At 63.6% G+C, this 21,326-nt stretch carries 19 protein-coding genes; 8 read left to right on the top strand and 11 right to left on the bottom strand.

Translation table 11 applies throughout. The features are described from left to right. Positions 1-62: 62 nt before the first annotated feature. Genes ACQR1W_RS19135 through ACQR1W_RS19115 form a run of 5 tightly spaced genes read right to left on the bottom strand, consistent with a single transcriptional unit; the run spans position 63 to position 4,617 of the window. On the bottom strand, positions 63-776 hold the full coding sequence (locus tag ACQR1W_RS19135) for an ABC transporter ATP-binding protein (RefSeq protein ID WP_434852241.1): 714 nt from the start codon (positions 774-776) through the stop codon (positions 63-65). Further along, positions 766-1,497, bottom strand: a complete 732-nt coding sequence (locus ACQR1W_RS19130) for an ABC transporter ATP-binding protein (protein ID WP_434852240.1) — start codon at positions 1,495-1,497, stop codon at positions 766-768. Before ACQR1W_RS19130 ends, ACQR1W_RS19135 begins: the two co-directional genes overlap by 11 nt. Beyond that, positions 1,487-2,407 carry a branched-chain amino acid ABC transporter permease gene (locus ACQR1W_RS19125; RefSeq protein ID WP_008969078.1) on the bottom strand — a complete coding sequence of 307 codons (921 nt, stop codon included), beginning with the start codon at positions 2,405-2,407 and terminating at the stop codon, positions 1,487-1,489. Before ACQR1W_RS19125 ends, ACQR1W_RS19130 begins: the two co-directional genes overlap by 11 nt. Then, entirely contained in the window at positions 2,400-3,326 is a 927-nt protein-coding gene (locus ACQR1W_RS19120) for a branched-chain amino acid ABC transporter permease (protein WP_008969079.1), read from the bottom strand. The genes ACQR1W_RS19125 and ACQR1W_RS19120 overlap by 8 nt, the downstream gene beginning before the upstream one ends. A gap of 43 nt (positions 3,327-3,369) precedes the next feature. Further along, positions 3,370-4,617 carry an ABC transporter substrate-binding protein gene (locus tag ACQR1W_RS19115; RefSeq protein ID WP_434852239.1) on the bottom strand — a complete coding sequence of 416 codons (1,248 nt, stop codon included), beginning with the start codon at positions 4,615-4,617 and terminating at the stop codon, positions 3,370-3,372. A gap of 215 nt (positions 4,618-4,832) precedes the next feature. Between ACQR1W_RS19115 and ACQR1W_RS19110 the strand changes: the two genes are divergently transcribed. The 4 genes from ACQR1W_RS19110 (at position 4,833) to ACQR1W_RS19095 (ending at position 8,716) form a co-directional block, all read left to right on the top strand. Further along, complete coding sequence (locus ACQR1W_RS19110) at positions 4,833-5,246, top strand: Zn-ribbon domain-containing OB-fold protein (protein WP_434852238.1); 414 nt, start codon at positions 4,833-4,835, stop codon at positions 5,244-5,246. A 5-nt stretch (positions 5,247-5,251) separates the two neighbouring features. Continuing rightward, positions 5,252-6,391 carry a thiolase C-terminal domain-containing protein gene (locus tag ACQR1W_RS19105; protein ID WP_434852237.1) on the top strand — a complete coding sequence of 380 codons (1,140 nt, stop codon included), beginning with the start codon at positions 5,252-5,254 and terminating at the stop codon, positions 6,389-6,391. A 99-nt stretch (positions 6,392-6,490) separates the two neighbouring features. Then, positions 6,491-7,405, top strand: coding sequence for an SDR family oxidoreductase (locus ACQR1W_RS19100; RefSeq protein WP_434852236.1), 915 nt, complete (start codon positions 6,491-6,493; stop codon positions 7,403-7,405). 141 nt (positions 7,406-7,546) lie between these two features. Beyond that, a complete protein-coding gene (locus tag ACQR1W_RS19095) occupies positions 7,547-8,716 on the top strand; it encodes an SMP-30/gluconolactonase/LRE family protein (RefSeq protein ID WP_008969084.1) in 1,170 nt (389 codons plus the stop codon). Positions 8,717-8,906: 190 nt separating this feature from the next. Here ACQR1W_RS19095 and ppc read toward each other — a convergent pair whose 3' ends face one another. Next, positions 8,907-11,726: a phosphoenolpyruvate carboxylase gene (gene ppc / locus ACQR1W_RS19090; RefSeq protein ID WP_434852235.1), complete on the bottom strand. Its 2,820-nt coding sequence runs from the start codon at positions 11,724-11,726 to the stop codon at positions 8,907-8,909. 105 nt (positions 11,727-11,831) lie between these two features. Continuing rightward, positions 11,832-12,644, bottom strand: a complete 813-nt coding sequence (locus ACQR1W_RS19085; protein ID WP_434852234.1) for a crotonase/enoyl-CoA hydratase family protein — start codon at positions 12,642-12,644, stop codon at positions 11,832-11,834. A gap of 101 nt (positions 12,645-12,745) precedes the next feature. Here ACQR1W_RS19085 and ACQR1W_RS19080 point away from each other — a divergent pair, with 101 nt between their 5' ends. Then, complete coding sequence (locus ACQR1W_RS19080; protein ID WP_434852233.1) at positions 12,746-13,621, top strand: SDR family oxidoreductase; 876 nt, start codon at positions 12,746-12,748, stop codon at positions 13,619-13,621. Between the two features lie 297 nt (positions 13,622-13,918). Beyond that, the gene (locus ACQR1W_RS19075) at positions 13,919-15,520 is read left to right on the top strand and encodes an esterase-like activity of phytase family protein (protein WP_434852232.1); all 1,602 of its coding nucleotides are present in this window, start codon (positions 13,919-13,921) and stop codon (positions 15,518-15,520) included. 89 nt (positions 15,521-15,609) lie between these two features. Here ACQR1W_RS19075 and ACQR1W_RS19070 read toward each other — a convergent pair whose 3' ends face one another. Further along, positions 15,610-16,887, bottom strand: a complete 1,278-nt coding sequence (locus ACQR1W_RS19070) for an acyl-CoA dehydrogenase family protein (RefSeq protein WP_434852231.1) — start codon at positions 16,885-16,887, stop codon at positions 15,610-15,612. A gap of 178 nt (positions 16,888-17,065) precedes the next feature. Here ACQR1W_RS19070 and ACQR1W_RS19065 point away from each other — a divergent pair, with 178 nt between their 5' ends. After that, complete coding sequence (locus tag ACQR1W_RS19065; RefSeq protein ID WP_434852230.1) at positions 17,066-17,845, top strand: enoyl-CoA hydratase-related protein; 780 nt, start codon at positions 17,066-17,068, stop codon at positions 17,843-17,845. A gap of 241 nt (positions 17,846-18,086) precedes the next feature. Here the strand turns inward: ACQR1W_RS19065 and ACQR1W_RS19060 are convergent, their stop codons facing one another. The 3 genes from ACQR1W_RS19060 to ACQR1W_RS19050 are packed head-to-tail and all read right to left on the bottom strand — an operon-like array spanning position 18,087 to position 20,314. Next, a complete protein-coding gene (locus tag ACQR1W_RS19060) occupies positions 18,087-18,473 on the bottom strand; it encodes a DUF6285 domain-containing protein (protein ID WP_434852229.1) in 387 nt (128 codons plus the stop codon). 57 nt (positions 18,474-18,530) lie between these two features. After that, positions 18,531-19,523, bottom strand: coding sequence for a phosphotransferase family protein (locus tag ACQR1W_RS19055; RefSeq protein WP_434852228.1), 993 nt, complete (start codon positions 19,521-19,523; stop codon positions 18,531-18,533). After that, complete coding sequence (locus ACQR1W_RS19050; protein WP_434852227.1) at positions 19,520-20,314, bottom strand: enoyl-CoA hydratase/isomerase; 795 nt, start codon at positions 20,312-20,314, stop codon at positions 19,520-19,522. The genes ACQR1W_RS19055 and ACQR1W_RS19050 overlap by 4 nt, the downstream gene beginning before the upstream one ends. A gap of 174 nt (positions 20,315-20,488) precedes the next feature. Between ACQR1W_RS19050 and ACQR1W_RS19045 the strand changes: the two genes are divergently transcribed. Next, the gene (locus ACQR1W_RS19045; RefSeq protein WP_434852226.1) at positions 20,489-21,268 is read left to right on the top strand and encodes an SDR family NAD(P)-dependent oxidoreductase; all 780 of its coding nucleotides are present in this window, start codon (positions 20,489-20,491) and stop codon (positions 21,266-21,268) included. Positions 21,269-21,326: the final 58 nt, after the last annotated feature.

Here is a 21,326-nt window from a genome sequence, read left to right as displayed (position 1 = left end):
CTGCCACGACAATTGCCGGCGAGACGGGCCTGCCCCGCGCGGCCACCACCGATAGGCCCGGATCACTTCAGCCCGAAATAGGCCCGCCGCAGCGCCTCGTTGTCGGTCATCTCCGCCACGGTGCCGGAAAAGCGGATTCGTCCGCCCTCCAGCACGAACACGCGGGTCGCGACCTCCAGGAAGCCGATGTTCTGCTCGGCCACCAGGAGCGCGATGCCGCGGCTCTGCAGACCTTTCAGGATCCGGATCACCTCCTTGACGAACAGCGGCGACAGGCCGGCGGACGGCTCGTCCAGCACCAACAGCTTCGGGTCTGCCGCGAGCGCCTTGGCCATGCCGAGCATCTTGCGCTGGCCGCCCGACAGGCTCGATGCGGGATCCTTGCGCTTGTCGCGCAAAACCGGGAACAGCGCATACAGATCGTCCACATCGGCATCGCGGTGACCGAGCGCCTGCGCGCCGATGCGGATATTCTCCTCGACCGAGAGATCCGGGAACACCGCAAGCTCCGACATGTAGGTCATGCCGCGGCGCATGCGGTCGCTGGAACGCATGCGCGTGATATCGTCGCCACCAAGCCGGATGCTGCCATGGCGCGTCTCGATCAGGCCGACCAGCGATTTCAGGAACGTGGTCTTGCCCGCGCCATTGGCTCCCAGCAGCAGCACGGTCTCGCCGGCGCGCACGTCCAGATCGACGCTCCACAGCACCTGCATGGTGCCATAGCCGGCATCGACGCCGGCTGCGTGCAACAGCGCCGTCGCGTCAGGCGGCATGCTCGCCTCCCAGGAACACCTCGATCACCTGCGGCTCCTTCACCGCCGCGGCGAGCTTGCCTTCGAAGATCTCCTTGCCGGCATTCATCACGATGATGCGGTCGGTGATGTGCTCGATGAAGCCCATCAGATGCTCGACCACGATGATCGCCATCCCCTTTGCCGCGAGGGCCTTGATGCGGTCTGCGATCCAGTCGAGCTCGGCCGGGTTGAGGCCGGCCGCGAGTTCGTCGAGCAGCAGCAGGCGCGGCGCGGTGGCGAGCGCGCGGGTGAGATCCAGCATCTTCTGCTGCGCGCTGTTGAGATCGGCGGCGGGCCGCCCGGCGACATCCGCCAGCCGGTATTCCTCAAGCAGCGCATCGATCGCGGGCGGCACGCCATCGGCCCGGCCATAAGCTAGCGCAACCTCGACATTCTCGCGCACCGAGAGCGACATGAAGGGCTTCGGCACCTGGAAGGTGCGGTTGATGCCGCGATGAACCAGCCTATGCGAGGCGACGCCACCGACCGCGCGTCCCTCGAAGATGACGCCGCCGCCATCGGGCGAATAAAGCCCGGAAATCACGTTGATCGCGGTGGTCTTCCCCGAGCCGTTTGGCCCGACGAGCCCCAGGATTTCGCCGGGCACAACGTGAAAGCTCAGACCATCGAGCGCCGTGAAGCCGCCAAAGCGCTTCACCAGCCTGTTGACGTCGAGGATCGGCGTGGTCTCAAGGGACATGCCAGCCTCTCCTTGTCGCCAGCGACATGAGGCCGGCCGGCAGGAACAGCACCAGCCCCATGATCAAGAGGCCGTAGACGAGCTGGAAATATTGCGGCGTGGTGAAGCCGATCAGGTTGTAGATGCCATAGAGGATGATCACGCCGACGATGGGCCCCAGGATCGTGGCCACGCCGCCGAACAGCGCGAACACAATGGCGAAGATCGAGAACTCGCCGGAGAACACGTTGTCGGGATAGAACACCGAGACATACCAGGCGTACACGCCACCGGCGAGACCGGCGACCAGCGCCGACGCCAGCCAGGCGATGACGCGCATCTTCACGACGTCCACGCCGGCCATGGCGGCGCTGACGGCATCCTCGCGCACCGCCTGCAGCGCGAGGCCGAAGCTCGAATTGCGCAGATAGATGACACCGCCCAGTGTGATCGCCAACACCACCAGTGCGGCATCGTAGGCAAATGACGGATTGAAGGTGCCGGTCAGCGAGACGCCGTACGGCCCCTTGGTGATGTTTTCCAGCGCCGGATTGGCGACGAGGTGAAGCACGGCGAGCGAGGCTGCCAGATTGGCGATCGCAAAATAGGCGCCCGTGAGCCGCAGCAGCGGCGTCAGCAGCAGCCCGAGCGCTATGCCAACGAGACCTGCGACCAGCACGGCCGCCACCGCAGGAGTCTGGAAATGCATCACCATGACCGCGAAGCCATAGGCGCCAGCGCCGAAGAAGCCGACATAACCGAACGGCAGATAGCCGGTGAACCCGTAGATGATGTTCACGCCCTGCGCGAGGATCAGGAAGATCACAAAGTTGAACAGCAGAAGGTGATTCTGATACACGCCGGGCAGAGCCGCGAACACGATCAGCAGCGGCACCAGGATGATCAAGGTGTGCTTGAAGCCGTTATGCAACGCGCACCCGCCTTCCGAGCAGGCCGCTCGGACGCAACAGAAGAATGAGGATCAGGAGCACATAGGGCAGCAGGTCGGCCCATGAGCTCAAATAGGTCTGCACCAGCATGTAGCAGACGCCATAGACGATGCCGCCGAGCGCGGTGCCCAGCGGATTGCCGAGCGAACCCAGCACGACGATGGCAAAGGATGTCACGGTCGCATCGGCACCGAAGGCCGGTGTGATCGAGCCGAACATGAACGGCGCGAACACGCCAGAAATGGCGGCGAGCCCGAGCCCGATGCCGAAAGCGACAGCCGACACACGATCGACGTCGATCCCAGTCGCGAAAGCCTCATCGCGCCGCGACATCACCGCGCGGGTCAAGGTGCCGAGCCGGGTCCGGTAGAGATAGAGATAGACGAGAGCGATCGCGATCAGGCTGGTGACGGCAGCGATCACCCATGGCGCCGGAAAACCTTGGCCGAGAATCTGGATCGGCCCCCCGCGGCCCGGCGTGCCGCCGAACCATTTGACCTTGATCGTGGTGAAGACGGTACCGAGCAGCCGGCTCTGGATCGACCGTTCGCTGGTGCCGGCGAAGATCGTGGTGACGGCCTCGATCACCTGGGACAGGCCGAAGAACAGGATGATCGACAACATCTCGGGGTTGGACGAGCCCTGCAGCCGCGGCACCAGAACCCAATACAGCAAGACGCCGGCGAGCAGGAACACGACAAAAGCGAGCGGCACCGCGAACAGGGGATCGATGCCGGCCAGCGTCACCACGCCGAGCGCGATGAACGCACCCAGCATGATGGTATCGCCATGCGCGAGATTGACGATGCGCATGACGCCGAACACCAGATTGAGGCCGATACCGACCAGGCTGAAATAGAGGCCGAACAGAACGCCGGCAATCAGCGCGTAACTCAGCATCTCCAGCCCTGCCCCCGGAGTTCCTCCCCTCGCTGTTGCAACACTACGGCGCCGGATAGACCGGCTTGCCGGTGGCGGTTTCGTGCGGATAGATCGACACGAACTTGATATGGCCGTGGTCATCCAGCGTGAGCTGGCCGAGCGGCGTCAACTCGCCGATCTGGCCGCCCATCTCGTCGAGCGCGAAGGTGCCGTCGAGCGTCTTCAGCTGGCCGGAGAGCGAGAACACCGCGCGCCGCAGCTCCATCTGGTCGAGCGAGGTCGCAACCGAGAGCGTCTTCTCGATCACGAGGCCTGTGGTGTAGCCCGCGACTGCGTTGAATCCGAACTCGATCTTGCCGTCGGTATATTTCTTGTCCCAGGCCGCCTTGTAGTCCTTCATGGGCATCCCGAAATTGACGGGATAGTCGATCTCGGACGGCGGCACATAGGTCCAGATGTGTTCGAGCCCCTTGGCGCCGATGTTCTTCTCCAGGAGCTCGGTTTCCAATCCGGCATAGATCGCAAACAGCATATTGAACTTGACGCCGACATCCTGAACGTTGCGCAGGAAGGCGATGTCGTTCGGCGCGTAGCCGAAATGGATCACGGCATCCGGATTGGCATTGTTGATGTTGTTGATGATCACCGTGTAGTTGGTGGTCTCGGTCGGCACGCCCTGGTCATAGACGATCTCGATCGGCGCCCCCGACTCCTTGACGAACTTGCGGAAGGCGTTGGCCTGCGTCCCCGTGAACTCATTGGTCGCATAGAGGATCGCGATCTTCTTGATGCCGAGGCCCGGCCCATCATGGGTGATGAAATCGGCGACCGGCTTCGGCCAGACGGTCGAGACCGGATCGGCGATCAGCGCGATGTAGGGATTGTCCTTGGAGAAGAAGCTCGCCCCCGTGCCGGTCTGGTCGAACAGGAACATCTTGTGATCGCGGGCGATCGTCACCGCAGGCGCAGTCAGAACCGAGCCGGAATCGGCGACCAGAAGGTCGACCTTATCCTGGGTGACGAGCTGATTGTACAGCGTGGAGGCCGTGGCCGTATTGCTCTGATCGTCATAGGCAACCAGCTTGACCGGGATCTTCTTGTCGAACGCCTTCACATAGACGCCGCCCTCGGCGTTCTTCTGGTCCGTCCAGAGCTTCAGCGCGCTGTGCACGGGCATCGAGATCGAGGCATAGCGGCCGGAGGAAGCATAGAGGGTGCCGATCTTGATTTCGGCGGGAGCATCCGCAGCGAAGGCCGCGCCACCAAACGCCAAAGCCGCGGCCATGACCGCACCCGTCAGCCTGAACATCCGTTCCTCCCTGGGTCTTTTTTCGTCTTTTTTCGTATGGCGGCAATTGACCGCGCCCTCGTCAGATGACAAGCGCGCCATGTCGCCCCTTGCTTATGCGCATGCCGTCGACCGGCATGCAGGCAGTGATGGACCGTTGACGCCAAATAGTCAAATGGCGCATCACTTCTGCAAATCAGGGGCGGCCGCGCCCGCCTTCCGGGAGGACAACAGCAATGGCCGAGGCAGCGCGTGCACGCCCCAAACCGACACCCGAGACGCAGCATTTTTGGGATGGAACGCGAGCCGGCGAGCTACGGCTGCAGCGCTGCGACTCTTGCGCGCATGTCTATTTCCCACCGCGTCCGTTCTGCCCGTCCTGCGCCAGCCGCAAGGTGAGTGTGTTCAAGGCATCCGGCAAGGGCACGCTCTATAGCTACGTCATCAATCACCGCCCCGCGGCGCCCGGCTTCACGCCGCCCTATGCCATCGCGGTTGTCGCGCTCGATGAGGGCCCGCGGATGATGAGCAACATCACGGGCTGCCCGCAGACGCCGGAGGCGCTCGAGCTCGACATGAAGCTGGAAGTCACCTTCGAAAAACTGGATGACCATATCACCCTGCCCTTGTTCCAGCCGGCGAAGGGATAGAGCGCATGCGCAGAAATCAGGTCGCCGTGGTCGGTGCGGCCGAGACCACCAAGCTCGGCGTGATCCCCGACATGTCGCAGCTCCAGCTGCATGCGGATGCGGCGCTGAACGCGATGGCCGACGCCGGCTTGAAACTCTCCGATATCGACGGCTTCGCCACCGCGGTCGAGACGCCGCAGCAGGTCTGCCACTATCTCGGCATCACGCCGACCTGGGTCGACGGGACTTCAGTCGGTGGCTGCTCGTTCATGCTGCATGTGCGCCATGCGGCCGCTGCGATCGAAGCGGGCCTTTGCAAGACGGTGCTGATCACCCATGCCGAAAGCGGCAAGTCGATGATCGGGAAGCCGCCGCGTTCGATTGCGGCCGACAGCCTGCAGGGTCAGTTCGAGGCGCCGTTCGGCGTGTTCGGCCCGCCCAGCATGTTTCCGATTCCAGTGCTGCGCTACATGAAGACCTACGGCATCACGCATGAGCAGCTTGCGATGGTCGCCGTGGTGCAGCGCGAATGGGCGGCGAAAAATCCGCGCGCCATGATGAAGGAGCCGATCACGGTCGACGACGTGCTCAACTCGCGCATGATCGCCTATCCGTTCCGGCTGCTGCAATGCTGTCTGGTGACGGATGGCGGCGGCGCCCTGATCCTGACATCGGCCGACCGCGCCAAGGACTTTCCGCAGAAGCCGGTTTACATTCTCGGCACCGGCGAGAGCGTGGAGACGCCGATGGTGAGCCAGATGGAGACCTTCACCTCGTCGCGCGCCTTCAAGGTCGCGGGTCCCCTCGCCTTCAAGGAGGCCGGCATCACGCATTCAGACGTCGATCACCTGATGATTTACGACGCATTCGCGCACCTGCCTTTGTTCGGGCTCGGCGATCTCGGCTTCATGCCGCATGCAGAGACAGGTCCTTTCATCGCAGCAGGCCATACGCGGCCCGGCGGCAGGCTCCCGCTCAACACCAACGGCGGCGGCCTCTCCTACATGCATTCCGGAATGTACGGAATGTATGCGCTGCAGGAGAGCGTACGGCAGATGCGCGGCATTGCGCCAGCGCAAGTGCCGAACGCGAAGATCTCGGTATGTCACGGCGTCGGCGGCATGTTCGCTGCGTCGGGCACGATCATTTTTACGAACGAGAAATAACGAGGCTCGTCATTCCGGGGCGGTCCGCAGGACCGAACCGGAATCTCGAGATTCCGGGTCCAAGCTTCGCTTGCCCCGGAATGACAGCAGGAGGCAGCATTGAGCAAACTACTTCAGGACAAAGTCATTATCGTCACCGGCGCGGGCCGCGGCATCGGCCGCGAGATCGCCCTGCTCTGCGCAGCCGAAGGTGCCAAGGTGGTCGTCAACGACCCCGGCGTCGCCTCCGACGGCTCCGGCACCAGCGCCGCGCCCGCCGAGGAAGTGGTCGAGGAGATCAAGAAGCGCGGCGGCACAGCGGTTGCGAACTTCGAGTCGGTCGCCGAAGCCATTCCGGCGAGCCGGATCGTCAAGACCGCCACCGATCACTTCGGGCGGCTCGACGGCGTCGTCAACAATGCCGGCATCCTGCGCGACATGATCTTCCATAAGATGAGCGTCGAGGCCTTCGAGGCCGTCATCAAGGTGCATCTGTTGGGCTCATTCTACGTCGCCCATGCTGCAGCGCGTCTGTTCCGGGAACAGGAAAGCGGTTCCTTCGTCCACTTCACCTCGACCTCCGGCCTGATCGGCAATTACGGGCAGGCCAATTATGCCGCCGCTAAGCTCGGCATCGTCGGCCTCTCCAAGTCGATTGCGCTCGATATGCATCGCTTCAACGTGCGTTCGAACTGCGTGTCGCCCTTTGCCTGGAGCCGCATGATCGGGACCATCCCGACCGAAACCGAAGCCGAGCGGGAACGCGTCGAGCGGATGAAGCAGATGGGACCGGAAAAGATCGCGCCGGTTGTCGCTTATCTTCTGAGCGACGCAGCGAAAGACGTCACCGGGCAGGTGTTTGCGGTGCGCATGAACGAGATTGTGCTGATGGGCCAGTCGCGGCCGATCCGCTCGGTCCATCGCGGCGAAGGCTGGACACCGCAGACGGTCGCGGAACACGCGATGCCGGCTCTGAAGCCCTCGTTCTACAAGCTCGACCGTTCCGCCGACATCTTCAGCTGGGATCCGATCTGAGCCGACGGTCCGCATCCATTTGCGTCGCGGCACGGCTGCTTGCACTGCAACAATCGCAAGTTGTTTTACAAACAACTTGCCCGCATTGTGCCCAGATTATGGCGTATGCCGTCCTTCCAACAAAAACCTGGGAGGACGCATATGACAGATCTACGCCATAGTCCTGACAATGCCTCGCCGGTCGAAGCTCATGGCTTTGACCGACGCAAACTCCTGAAGGGCGCGGCGGCGCTCGCCGCGGCGGCGGTGACGACGCAAGCGGCGTCTGGCGAGACCGTACCGCCGTTTGGCCAAACAGGCACTCCAACGAGGTCCACTGCGCCGTTGCCCCTGGGCCCGCTCCCAGGGAGCCGCTATCCGGATTCCCATCTGGAGTCAGCGCATCCCAAGACGTCATTCGGGCCCGCCGGATTCCCGGCGTTCGCAGGCACGATGGCGGTCGAGCGCGTCGCAACCGGTTTCCGCTGGGCCGAGGGCCCGGTCTACTTCCCGGCCGGACGCTATGTGCTGTTCAGTGACATTCCCAATAACCGCATCATGCGTTTCTCAGAAGATGACGGTCACGTCAGCGTCTATCGCCAGCCGTCGATGAACTCGAACGGCAACACCATCGATCGGGAAGGACGCCTGCTGACGTGCGAACATAGTGGCCGACGAGTCACCCGGACCGAGCTCGACGGCTCGATCACCATCGTCGCCGACAAATACAACGGCAAGAGGCTGAACTCGCCAAACGACGTGGTGGTCGCGTCCGATGGTTCGATCTGGTTCACCGATCCCGTCTACGGCATCGGCGGATTCTATGAGGGCGTCAAAGCCAATCCCGAGCAGGAAAAGCACAACGTCTACCGGGTCGATCCCAAATCCGGCGACATCAAAGTGGTCGTCGATGACTTCGTGGAGCCGAACGGCCTCGCCTTCGCGCCGGACGAGAAGAAGATCTATATCATCGACACCGGCTTCACCGACGGGCCGGACAACCCGTCGCATATCCGCGTGTTCGATGTAGATCTTGCGGCCGGAAAGCTGTCGAACAGCAAGGTCTTCGCCGAGATGCCGAAACCCAGCATTACCGATGGCCTGCGCACCGACAGAGACGGGCGTGTCTGGTGCTCGGTGGGTTGGGGTGATCCGAACGAGGACGGCGTGCGCTGCTACACGGCAGACGGCGATCTCCTCGGCAAGATCCACATCCCGGAAACCGTCGCCAACCTGTGTTTCGGCGGCCAGCAGCGAAACAGACTTTATATCTGCGGCTCGTCATCGCTGTATGCGGTCTACACCAGCGTGCAGGGTGCGATGAAGCCATAACTGGCCTGGTTGTGACAGAGCGCCAGCATATTTGTTGATGCGATGCCCTGTCTCCACAGCGTCATGGCCGGGCTCGTCCCGGCCATCCACGTCTTGCCGTAGGAAGATCGTGGAGCCCGGGTCAAGCCCGGGCATGACCGCGGAGTAGGAAGAAGCGCTTCAGTCGCAGTTGAACGCCCAGGACAACAGCTCAGCCCGTATTTCTCAGCCCCGCCGAAATGCCATTGATCGTCAGCTGAATGCCGCGCAGAATCTGCTCGTCCGGATTTTGCGCGCGGTGCTCCTTCAAAAGCTCGACCTGCACGTGGTTGAGCGGATCGAGATAGGGAAAACGGTTGCGCACCGAGCGCTCGAGCAGCGGGTTGCCCTGCAACAGCCGGTCCTGCCCCATGATGTCGAGCAGCGTTTCGATCGCCAGGTGGTATTCACGACGAATGCGGCCGAAGATCTTCTCGCGCAACGCCTCGTCCGGCACCAGTTCGGCATAGCGCGAGGCGATCGCGATCGAGCTCTTCGCCAGCACCATGTCCATGTTCGACAACAGCATGCGGAAGAACGGCCATTCGCGATAGAGCTCCTTCAGGAACGGCATGCCCTGGTCCGGATGTTCCGCGATCCAGGCTTCCACCGCGCTGCCGAATCCGTACCACCCCGGCAGCATCAGCCGGCACTGCGCCCAGGAGAACACCCATGGAATCGCGCGCAGATCCTCGATCGCGCGCGTCTTCTTGCGTGAGGCCGGCCGGCTGCCGATGTTGAGCGTCGCGATCTCGTTAATGACGGTCGAAGCCCAGAAATATTCGACGAAGCCGTCGGTCTCGTAGACCAGGCCGCGATAGGCGTTGAAGGCGAGCTCCGACAACCGATCCATCGCGGTGAGATACTCCCGCTTCGGCGCCGGCTGCCGCGGATGCAACAGACTCGCCTCCAACGTCGCAGCGGCGAGAATTTCCAGATTGTTGCGGCCGACCTCCGCGTTGGAATATTTGCTGGAGATGATCTCGCCCTGCTCGGTGATCCGGATCTGCCCGTTCACCGCGCCTCCCGGCTGGGCGATGATCGCGTCATAACTCGGACCACCGCCGCGACCGACCGACCCGCCGCGACCATGAAACAGCCGCAGCCTTACGCCGTGGCGCTCGAAGATCTCAACGAGGCCGATCTCGGCCTTGTAGAGCTCCCAGCCCGAAGTGACGAAGCCGCCATCCTTGTTGCTGTCGGAATAGCCGAGCATCACTTCCTGCACCGCGCCGCGGCTGTCGACCAGCCGCCGATAGTCGTGCAGGGCCAGCATCCGATCCATGATGCCGCTCGAGGCCTGCAGGTCCTCGATCGTCTCAAACAGCGGCACGATATTGACGCCGCTGCGCCCCGACGGGTCGATCAGCCCGACCTCCTTCAACAGCAGCGCGACTTCCAGCATGTCCGACATCCCCTTGCACATCGAGATGATGCATTGGGGGATGGCGTCGGCGCCGAACGTCGCGTGCGCCTCGGCAGCAGCCCGGAACAATTCCAACTCGCCGATCGTCTCATCGCTATATTTAACGAAATGCGAGACCAGCGGACGCGCGTTACGCAACTCGCCAGTCAAGAGGGCGATCCGCGCTTCTTCGCCGAGGGCGAGATAGGACATGCCGGGCATCGCGGTGTCGAGCAGTTCAGCGACAGTCCGCTCGTGCACGGCCGAGTTCTGCCGGATATCGAGCCGCGCCAGATGGAAGCCGAAGCAATCCACCGCGCGACGCAGCATGCGCAAGCGCCCGCGCGCGATGACCCCCGCATTGTTGGCGATCAGCGACCGATGCAGGACATCGAGATCGTCCTGCAATTCCCGCACGCTCTTGTAGGGCGCGCCCTCGCCGACCGGCGGCCGGCTGATCTGAATGCCGAGCTTCTTCGCGGTCGCGGTCAGCCGCGCATAGATGCCGGAGACAGCAAGCCTGTAGGGCTCGCCGCTGCGATGCGGCGAGGTGTCCGGCGAGCGCTCGGCCAGCGCGCGCAGCTCGTCGGAAATGTCCGCCAGATGAGCGGCGATCGACAGCTCGCCGCCGAGCAGATGCAATTCCTCCAGATAGTAATGCAGGACGAGGCTGGATTGCAGCTTCAAGGTGCCTCGCATCACGTCGGCGGTCACGAAAGGATTGCCGTCGCGGTCGCCGCCGATCCAGCTCCCCATCCGCAAGAAGGACGCGAGATCGCCAGCGACCTCCTCGCCGTCATTGAGCCGGTCCTCCAGCGCGCACAGCAGCGCCGGCACCTCGCGGAGGAAGGTGTAGTCGTAGAACGACAGGCCGTTGGTGACCTCGTCGAGCACCGTCAGCTTGGTCCGGCGCAACAGGTTGGTCTGCCACAACGTCAGTACCGCCCGCCGCAGTGCCTCGTCGCTTGCCTCGCGCTCTTCCGGCGTGAGCTGCACGCGCTCGCGGCGGTCGAGCAGCGCGGCGATCTCCCATTCGCGATCCATCGTGCTCCTGCGGCGCACTTCGGTCGGATGCGCGGTCAGCACGGGGCTGACCAAAGCGGTCGCAAAAAACTTGCGCAGGTCGGCGGCGCCGAAGCCGGCCGCTTTGGCATGTGACAGGGTCGCGGCCAGCATTCCGCTGCCGCCATTTGCATCCGTGCGCGCCCGCATGCGGCGGATATTGTTCTGGTCCTCGGCGATATTGGCGAGATGCGAGAAATAGCTGAAGGCGCGGACGATACGCACGGTCTCCGCGATCGTCATGCCGTCGAGGATCTGCTCCAGCTCCCGCCGCGCCGAACGATCCTCATCGCGGTGGAACCGCACCGAGGTCTGCCGGATGCGTTCGACCAGCTCGAACACGTCGGCGCCTTCCTGGTCGCGGACGGTGTCGCCGAGGATCCGGCCCAACAGGCGGATGTCCTCCCGGAGCCGTACATCCTCCTCCATCGCCTGCGCCTCAGCAGCGCGATTTGATCTCGTGTCGGCGTCGGAAGGCTGGACGTCGGAAGGCGTGATGTCGGAAGGCTTCGGCTGCGGCGACATGGCTCTTCTCCCCAGAAGCTGCCCGGCAACCCGTCAGTCTGCAAGTTTTTTGCCGCAGCGCAAGATGAAGATGCGGGCGGTGCCGCTCCGGGACGAGGCGAGACGTCAAACATCGACAAATCGCGGCGCCCGCTTCTCGATATTGGCACGCACGGCCTCGAGCTGGTTCGGACTGCCGATCAGCTTCTGCTGCTCGACCGACTCGGCCAGCAGCGCCGGACCGGGATCGACAGATAGGTTGTTCAGCATCCGCTTGGCGGCGCGGATCGCATCGGGGCTCTTGCCGGCGATATCCAACGCTGTCTCCAAGGCAGCGGCGCGCGGATCATCGCAGATGCGGGTGACCAGGCCGTAAGACTGCCCTTCCTGAGCGGAGAAGACGCGTCCCGTATAGGTCAGCTCGCGCAGGATATCGTCGCGCATGAGCGTCGCCAGAATTGGAGTTCCCGCCATGTCGGGCACTAGGCCCCATTTGATCTCCATGATCGACATCCTGGTATCGGGGGCGGCGTAACGCATGTCCGCGCCCAGCGCGAGCTGGAAACCGCCGCCGAACGCAACACCATGCACCGCAGCAATCACCGGCACCGGCAACTGTCGCCAGCCCCACACCGCTTGCTGGGCGAAATTGGCCTGACCGTGGGTGCGGATGGTCAGATCGCGCGCCCCACCGCCGGGAATACCGTTGCCGCCGCTGTCGTTCATCGCCGCAAAGCGTCCCATATCGAGACCCGCACAGAATGCGCGCCCCTCACCCGAGAGCACGACGGCGCGGAGGCCCTTCTCCTTGGACAGCCGCTCGGTCGCCTTAACCAGCGCCTCGAACATCGCCATGTCGAGCGCATTCATCTTGTCGGCCCTGACGAGGCGGACGTCGGCAACCCCGTTCTTGATCTCGATTGCTATCCGGCTTTCCATCGAAAGGTTCTCCCTGGCCCTCTTCTTTCCGGCTTTACAGGAAACCGGCAGAGCGATTTAGTCAATCAACCGATGAACGACAGGATTCTGAGGTACAGCACATGTTCCAGGACAATCTCCTCGCAGGCCGACGGATTCTGGTGACAGGTGGCGGGACAGGACTCGGCAAGGCGATGGCCGCGCGCTTCCTGCAGCTCGGCGCTGAAGTACATATTTGCGGGCGGCGGAAAATCGTTTGCGACGAGACCGCGACCGAGCTGATGGATCTCCATGGCGGCCAGGTCACCAGCCACGGCGTCGATATCAGAAGCGCCCAAGCCGTCGAGGAGATGGTCGAGAACATCTTCCGCGAAGGCGGCCTCACCGATCTCATCAACAATGCCGCCGGCAATTTCATCTCGCGCACCGAGGACCTCAGTCCGCGCGGTTTCGATGCCGTGGCGAACATCGTCATGCACGGCACCTTCTACGTGACGCACGCCGTCGGCCGACGCTGGATCGCAGCCAAGCAGCCCGGCAATGTCGTGTCGATCACGGTCACCTGGGTGCGCAACGGCTCGCCCTATGTGGTTCCGTCGGCGATGAGCAAGTCGGCGATCCACGCCATGACGATGTCGCTTGCGGCCGAATGGGGCCGCTATGGCATTCGGCTGAACACGATCGCACCCGGCGAAATCCCAACGGAAGGCATGAGCAAGCGCATCAAGCCCGGCGACGAGGCCGGCGCACGAACCAAGGCGATGAACCCGATGGGCCGGGTCGGCACCATGGAGGAATTGCAGAACCTCGCGGTGTTCCTGATCTCCGGCGGCTGCGACTGGATCAACGGCGAGACGATCGCGATGGATGGCGGCCAAGCGCTGGCGATGGGCGGCAATTTCTATCAGCTGCGCGATTGGACCGACGAGGACTGGGCCAAGGCGAAGGATTCGATCAAGGCGCAGAACGAGAAGGATCGCGCGACCCGCGCGAGCTGACACGCTCGCCCCAGCGAAGCCAGCGCCAATCGCAGCGCAGTTTGTGCGGCCACGGTGAGATAACGCGGACCTCGGTTGTGGTGCCAATCGCCTCATCGCGGCACGATCCGCGACGCAAGTGAAGCGTTGCACTCTGCTGTTGACCACGCGTGCGAAACTGCGACGCGTCATCGCAGTGTCATCAAATTCGGATTCATCTGAAATTCGACGATCGTCTCCTTCCTTCCCCTGACGAGAAGACATTTCTGCTTCGTTCGTCGGCATAATTTTATGCGCCCCAAGATTGGATAGACATAAATGATCACAAATCTCTCTTCGCTGAGGGCTTCGCGCCATGACGCCTGGACGTCTCTCGCAGCCGGTGCGACCGCGCTGCTGCTGATGACCGGCGCCGCCTGCGCCGATTCCTCCGTCACTTTCCAGGGACAGACCTACGTCAACAAGGGCCTGGTCGGCGTCGCCCGCGTTCCGTCGAATGCGATCGATCAGTTCGGCGACACGCTCGGCGGCTTCGGCTCCGGCATGGCGATGAATCTCGACAGTTGGCACAAGAATCGCGACGGCAGCTATGGCGGCACCTTGTACATGCTGCCGGACCGCGGCTGGAATACACAAGGAACGGTCGACTTCCGCGGCCGGCTGCATCGCTTCGAGCTCACGCTCAATCCGCTCTATTCCGGCTCGACCTCCAGCCAGAACCAGCTGCAGCTGAACTACAAGGGCTCGATCCTGTTTCATCGCTGGGGTGGCCAGCAGACTACGGGCCTCGATCCGGCGGGTGTGCAGCCGGCGGATCTCATCTTCCCCGATCTGCCGATCGCCTCCAACAAGAACATCAGCCTCGACAACGAAGCCGTGGTGCATGTCGGCGACGGCACCTACTGGGTCAGCGATGAGTACGGCGCCTACGTTTATCACTATGATCACCACGGCGCGCTGTTGAACGTGATCCGGCCGCCGGATGCCTTCATCCCGATGCGCCGCGATAGCTCGGGCAACCTGATCGAGGACTTCTCCGCCAATAGCCCGCCGATCGGCGCGACCTACGACAAGGGCAATCCAGTCTCGGGCCGGCAGAACAATCAGGGCTTCGAAGGTCTGGCCATGAGCCCCGACCGCAAGACCCTGTTCATCCTGCTGCAGAGTGCGCTGATCCAGGACCTGGATGCGACCAGCTCGAAGACCATCAAGCTGACCCGCAACAACACCCGTCTGCTGGCCTATGACCTGCGCCACCGCCAGCCCAAGCTGGTCGGCGAATATGTCGTGCAACTGCCGCATTATCAGGATCAGACCACGACGACGCCGACCCTGCTCACGGCGGCTCAGAGCGAGCTGCTTGCGCTCAACGATCATCAGTTCCTGGTGCTCGCCCGCGACAGCAGTGGCGGCTTTACAGCGAAGAGCGCCGGTTCGGTCTATCGCAGCGTGGACCTGCTCGACATTTCCGGAGCGACCAACATCGCCGGTACCGCGTATGACAGCCCCACTACGCCGGTCGCGCCGAAAGGCGCGCTCCTCAGCACGATCACGCCCGCAACCTATCAGAAATTTCTCGATATCAACGACAACACCCAGCTGAACCGCTTCGGCCTGCACAACGGCGCGCCGAACGACAGCAATGACCTGTACGAAAAGTGGGAAAGCATGGCGGTGGTGCCCGTCGGCGATCCCAGGGCGCCGCACGATTACTTCCTGTTCGTCGGCAGCGACAACGACTTCATCACCCAGGACGGCCATATGGTCGGGCAAGCCTACGCCGATGCCACGGGCGCCAATGTCGATACGCTGGTGCTGGTGTATCGCGTGACGCTGCCGACCTATGTGCGTCCGCAGACCAATCGGTTCGAGCATTTTGCGGGTTTCGGGTTCGGCTTCGATTTCGACGATCATCACTGATCTCGCCGAAAGTGCAGCGATCCGACCGCCGGCCTGCCCAAGGCCGGCGGTTTTTGCTGATGCCACGTCGCAACGAATCGATCGAGCTCTCACGCGCGCTTGCCCGCTCCCATATAGCCGAACAGGAATCCCGCCACCTTGCGCATCTGGATCTCTTCGCTGCCCTCGGTGATACGGTAGCGGCGGTGATGGCGGTAGATGTGCTCGAACGGCTTGTGCCGCGAATAGCCCATACCGCCATGCACCTGGATCGCGCGGTCCGCGGCCTCGCAGCAGAGCCGGTTGGCCCAGTAGTTACACATCGAGACCTTGTCGGAGAGCGTGTGCTCGACCTCCGCCTGGGTCATCTGATCCATTTGCCAGGCCGTCTTGCGGATCAGAAGCCGTAGCATTTCCGCCTGCGTCGCGAGTTCCACCAGCGGCCATTGGATCGCCTGGTTCTCGGCCAGCGCCTTGCCGAAGGGTTTCCGTTCGCGTGCGTAGTTCACACTCTCATTGATGCAGTAGACAGCTGCCCCCAGCGAGCTCGCAGCCTGGCGAATGCGATTCTCATGCACGAAGCACTGCGCCAGCGACAGACCGCGCCCGACCTCGCCGAACACGGCGTCTTCAGGCACGAACACGTCGTTAAAGCTGACGCGCGGATGATCGGTCGGCATGTTGAAGGTCCAGAGATATTCCTCGACCTTCACGCCCTCGCTCTTCGCCGGCACCAGGAAACAGCTGATGCCGCGGGCATCGCCGTCATTGCCGGAAGTGCGGGCGAACAGCGCGCAATGCGTGGCGACATGCATACCGGTCGTCCACATCTTCTCGCCATTGATCAGCCAGCCCCTTGTGTTATCGCGGGTCGCCGGCACCGCCTTGGTCTCCATATGCGTGGCGTCGGAGCCATGATGTGGCTCGGTCAGGCCGAACGTGATGCGGTATTTGCCGGTGATCGTCCCGTCGATCATCTCCTTCTGGCGTTCGCTGCCATAGCGGTCGAGCATGGTGACGACAGGAAAATTGCCGACGATCGAATGCTCGTTCTGCAGATCGTTGTGCAGGCCGAGCCCCTTGGAGGCGAAGTGCTCGCGGATCACGGCCATCCAGAGGTTCGAGCCATCCCTGCCGCCATAGCGCTTCGGGATCGCAAAGCGCAGGTGGCCGGCTCGGTCGGCGCGATCCTTGGCCTGGCGCAGCAGCGCCTCCCACTCATGCCGCGGCAGTCCGCCATTATCGAAATCGGTGCGGGCCCATTCGCGGCGATGGTCGAAGAAGCGGATGTTGTCGTCGGCCTGCTCCAAAGGCTCGATCTCGGCATCGATGAAACGATCGAGCTCGGCGAGATAGGCGACGAGCTCCTGGGGCAAGGAAAAGTCCATGGCATCTCTCCCGGCATTTTGTTGTTTGTCGTACCGCACGCGCGACACATCTCGCCGTGATCGGCGGTCTGCTTGCGACGCGCGCCGTCCCTGCGTATTTGAGGCAGCGCGCGAGCTGAGCTTGCGCTAGTCTCGCGCGCGAACATTCCACATCAACGAAAAACTGGAGGGACCGCCGATGGAGCTGAAATATTCGAAGATCACCCGCAACGGCCCGATCACGGTCGTCACCTTGGCGCGGCCCGAGGTCTACAACGCGCTGCATATCGAGGCGCATTACGAGCTCAACAAGGTGTTCGATCAGTTCGCAGCCGATCCCGAGCAGTGGGTCGCGATCGTCACCGGCGAGGGCGACAAGGCTTTCTGCGCCGGCAACGATCTGAAATGGCAGGCGGCGGGCGGCGCGCGCGGCTGGGACAAGGGCGGCTTCGCCGGTCTGACCTCGCGCTTCGACTGCGACAAGCCGCTGATCGCGGCGGTCAACGGCGTGGCGATGGGTGGCGGCTTCGAGATCGCGCTGGCTTGCGATCTGATCATCGCCTCGGAGAACGCGACCTTCGCCCTGCCCGAGCCGCGCGTTGGGCTGGCCGCGCTCGCCGGCGGCCTGCAGCGGCTGCCGCGGCAGATCGGGCTCAAGCGCGCGATGGGCATGATCCTGACCGCACGCCATGTCAGCGCGAAGGAAGGACTCGAGCTCGGCTTCGTCAACGAGGTGGTGCCGCAGGGCGAGGCGCTGGCCGCCGCAATGCGCTGGGCCGAGATGATTGCCAAGAACTCGCCGATGTCGATCCGCGCCTCCAAGCAGGCGATCGAAAAGGGACTCGCGGTGTCGCTGCAGCAGGCGGTTATGGAGCAGCGCGACTATCCCGCCGTGCAGGCGATGCTCAACTCGCAGGACTATATCGAAGGGCCAAAAGCCTTTGCCGAGAAGCGCCCGCCGAAATGGGTGGGGAAGTAACAATCCATTGTCATTCCGCGGCATGATCGTGATGGGACGTCCGCTCGCCCTCCACTTTCGTCTGTCGTCCCCGCGAACGCCGGGACCCATAGCCACTGGCGGACGTGCTGACGGTCGGTCTCTCCCAGCGTTCCTCCAACTGACATCACGCGGTATGGGTCCCGGCGTTCGCCGGGACGACGACAGGAAACGGCGTGCGCAACATGCTCCGCTCGCTGACGCGCCTCGCAAGGACGGAGGACTAGGCATCACCATCCGTCCTTCCCGCTTCGCGCCGGTAGGACGTATAGTTCGGCTGGTCGACGGCGAGCTTGTCGAGCGTGGTCTGCCAGAGATGCTCCTTCAGGCCCGGCGTTGAAAGATCCATGGCGCCCTTGGCGATCTTGTCGGCGAGCGCGCGGTTCAAGTCGGAAAGTGACCCATCCGCGGCGAGCAACGCCTTCAGCCGTGCCAGCTCGGCGAACTCGCCCTGCTCTGCCAACGTCAGCTGCCGCACCACCAGATCCAGTGCGTTGATGCCGACGCGCAGCTTGAACGCCTGATGGCCCGAGATCAGCGGCGCGATGTCGTTGCGCAGGAAATCGGCGACGGCCTTGGTCAGTTCTGCCGGTGTCGGTTCATCCTGCATGAGGCTCTCCCTTCTTGGGATGATCTGATTCCGAAAACCGGTATCTACTTTTCGGGATCATGCCGCTCCCCTCGGCACAAGCAGCCGCAGCAGATCGATCTCGGTCTCCGAGGCGCGGCGGCCGATCATCGCGCGCTCCATCGAATGATCCGGCGCTTCGCGGAAGCGCTGCATCATGCCGCAGCACATCACGCCCCAGCGCAACGTGCCCATCACCTCCCAGAACATCACCCGCGCAGGATCGACCTTGCGGCCCGCCGCCTCGTAACCAGCAAACAGGTCTTCACGCGCGCCGAAGCCTCCGACCGGCTTGTCGATCTCGCCGAAGCGCCAGGAGTTGACGCAGATCCAGCCGAGATCCTCCATGGGATCACCGGTATGGGCGAGCTCCCAGTCGAGCACGGCGCGGACGCCATCCCGGCCGATGATCAGGTTGCCGTGGCGGAAATCGCCATGCACCAACGTCACCTCCGCGGGCGGACCGGGATCGTGCTCGGCCAGCCAGCGCAGCGCCAGCTCGAACACCGGCCGCGGCCAGCCGAAGCTGCGGTATTCGCGCGTGAGCTCGGCGATCTCCTTTGTCGCGCTCATCTCGCGCAGGCTCGTCGGCAGTTTGTCGCGGGCAACGCCGTGAATGCCCGCGGCGATGCCGCCGAGCTGCCGCGCCAGATGCGGCCGCACATCGGCGAAATCAGCATCGCGCAGGATCTTGCGCGCGATGGTCTCGCCTTCGATCCGCTGCATGATGAAGCCGGTGCCGAGCTCGTCGTCCGGCGTCAACTGATGCAGCACGCGCGGCGACGGCACGCCGGCCTCATAAGCCAGCTGCATCAGCGCCGCCTCGTTGTCGAGGCCCGCCGCGCGTCCCGGTGCTGCGCCGTAGCCCTTCGGCGCGCGGCGCAGGATGGCGCCGATAGCACCATCGGGATGAACGATGTCGAAGCGCCAGGTCTCCTGGCTGGCGCCGCCCGACAGCATTGCAGCCCCCGTCACGCCGGTCGCACCCGGCATGAATCGCGCGACGCAACGGGACAGCGCCGCCTCGATCATTGGCCCCGAAACTTGGCGGGACGCTTTTCCAGAAACGCGCCGACGCCCTCCTTGAAATCCTCGGTCCTCCCGGCGACGCGCTGGAGCTGGAATTCCAGGTTAAGCTGGTCCTCGAACGAGTTCTCCGGACTGTCCCAATAGAGCCTGCGGATCAGCGACAGCGCCACCGTCGGGCCGCTGGCGAGCTCACGGGCGAGCTTCATCGCCTCCTCCATCAGCGCGCCGTCGTCGTAGACGCGGTTGACGAGCCCCCATTGCAGCGCCGTCTCGGCCGGCAGCTTCTCGCCCATGAGCGACAGTTCGATCGCGCGCGCCTTGCCGACGAGGCGCGGCAGCAGCCAGGTCGAGCCACAATCCGGCACCAGGCCGATGCGGCGGAACGCCTGCAGGAAGTAGGCGGACTTCGCGCACAGGATCATGTCGCCCATCAGCGCAAAGCTCATCCCGGCGCCGGCGGCGGGGCCGTTCACGGCGGTGACGATTGGGCAATGCAGGTTGCGCAGCCGACGCAGGAACGGATGAAACGCGGTCTCCAGCGCCGCGCCAGCATTGCTGCGACCCGGCTTGGCCTGCGCGTTGCGGCCCTGCAGATTGGCGCCGGTGCAGAACGCGCGGCCGGCGCCGGTGAGCACCAGGCAGCGCACCTCGGCCTTCCTCTCCTCGATCTCGTCGAGCGCCTCGGCGAGGCCACCGAGCATGTCGATCGAGACCGCGTTCATGACCTCCTGATGGTCGAGCGTCAGAACGGCGACCGATCCTTCAATATCCAGCGTGACGTGTTTGAACTGCATGGTTTCCTCTCAAGCGCTCGCCGAGGCCGGCATTCTTTGGCGTGGAAATTTCACCGGCGGCGTGCGTCGTCGTGACATATTTGATTTTTGCAGGCGCCTTGTCCATGCTTGCCGGATCGGAAGGATCTGCCAAAAGCGCACAGCGGCTGCGCGGCACAACATACGGAAACGCCCATGACCATTTTCGATCTCACCGGCCGCGTGGCCGTCGTCACCGGCGGCAATGGGGGCATAGGCCTCGGCATCGCCCAGGCACTTGCGTCCAGTGGCTGCAACGTTTCGATCTGGGGCCGCAATGCCGAGAAGAACCAGGCTGCTGCCAGCTCCATGGCGGCCGCCCCCGGAAAGGTCGATACCCGCATCTGCGATGTCACCAATCCTGCCTCCGTGAACGAGGCGATGAAGGCGACGCTCGACCGGTTCGGCCGCGTTGACGGCTGCTTTGCCAATGCCGGCATCGGCGGCGGCGGTCGCAGATCCTTCATCGAGCGCAGCGAGGAGGAGTGGCGCACGATGTTTTCGACCAATCTCGACGGCGTCTTCCATGCCTTCCAGGCCGCCGCGAAGCACATGACCGAGCGCGCGCAAAATGGCGACGCGTTCGGCCGGCTGGTGGCCACCTCGAGCCTGGCTTCGCTGTTCGGCACCGCCCGCAACGAGCACTATGCCGCGACCAAGGCCGCGATCAACGCGCTGTGCCGGGCGCTCGCTGTCGAACTGGCGCGCTATGGCATCACCGCCAATGCGATCCTGCCGGGCTGGATCAAGAGTGACATGACCGCAGGCCTGATGGCGAACGACAAGTTCGTCGCCAATGTGATGCCGCGCATTCCGATGCGCCGCTTCGGCGAGCCCTCCGATTTCGGTGGCATCGCGGTGTACCTGATGAGCAAGGCCTCGTCCTATCACACCGCGGATTGCTTCGTGATCGACGGCGGCTATACGGCCTTCTGAGAGGAGCCTGGACGCGCGGCGCGGAGTGCGAGCGGATCGCGGCTCTTCGTCGCGCGCA

The organism is Bradyrhizobium sp. HKCCYLS1011, assembly GCF_051167795.1.
Lineage (GTDB): Bacteria > Pseudomonadota > Alphaproteobacteria > Rhizobiales > Xanthobacteraceae > Bradyrhizobium.
The sequence above is the reverse complement of the archived record's forward strand: the minus strand, read 5'-3'. Positions and strand labels throughout refer to the sequence as shown.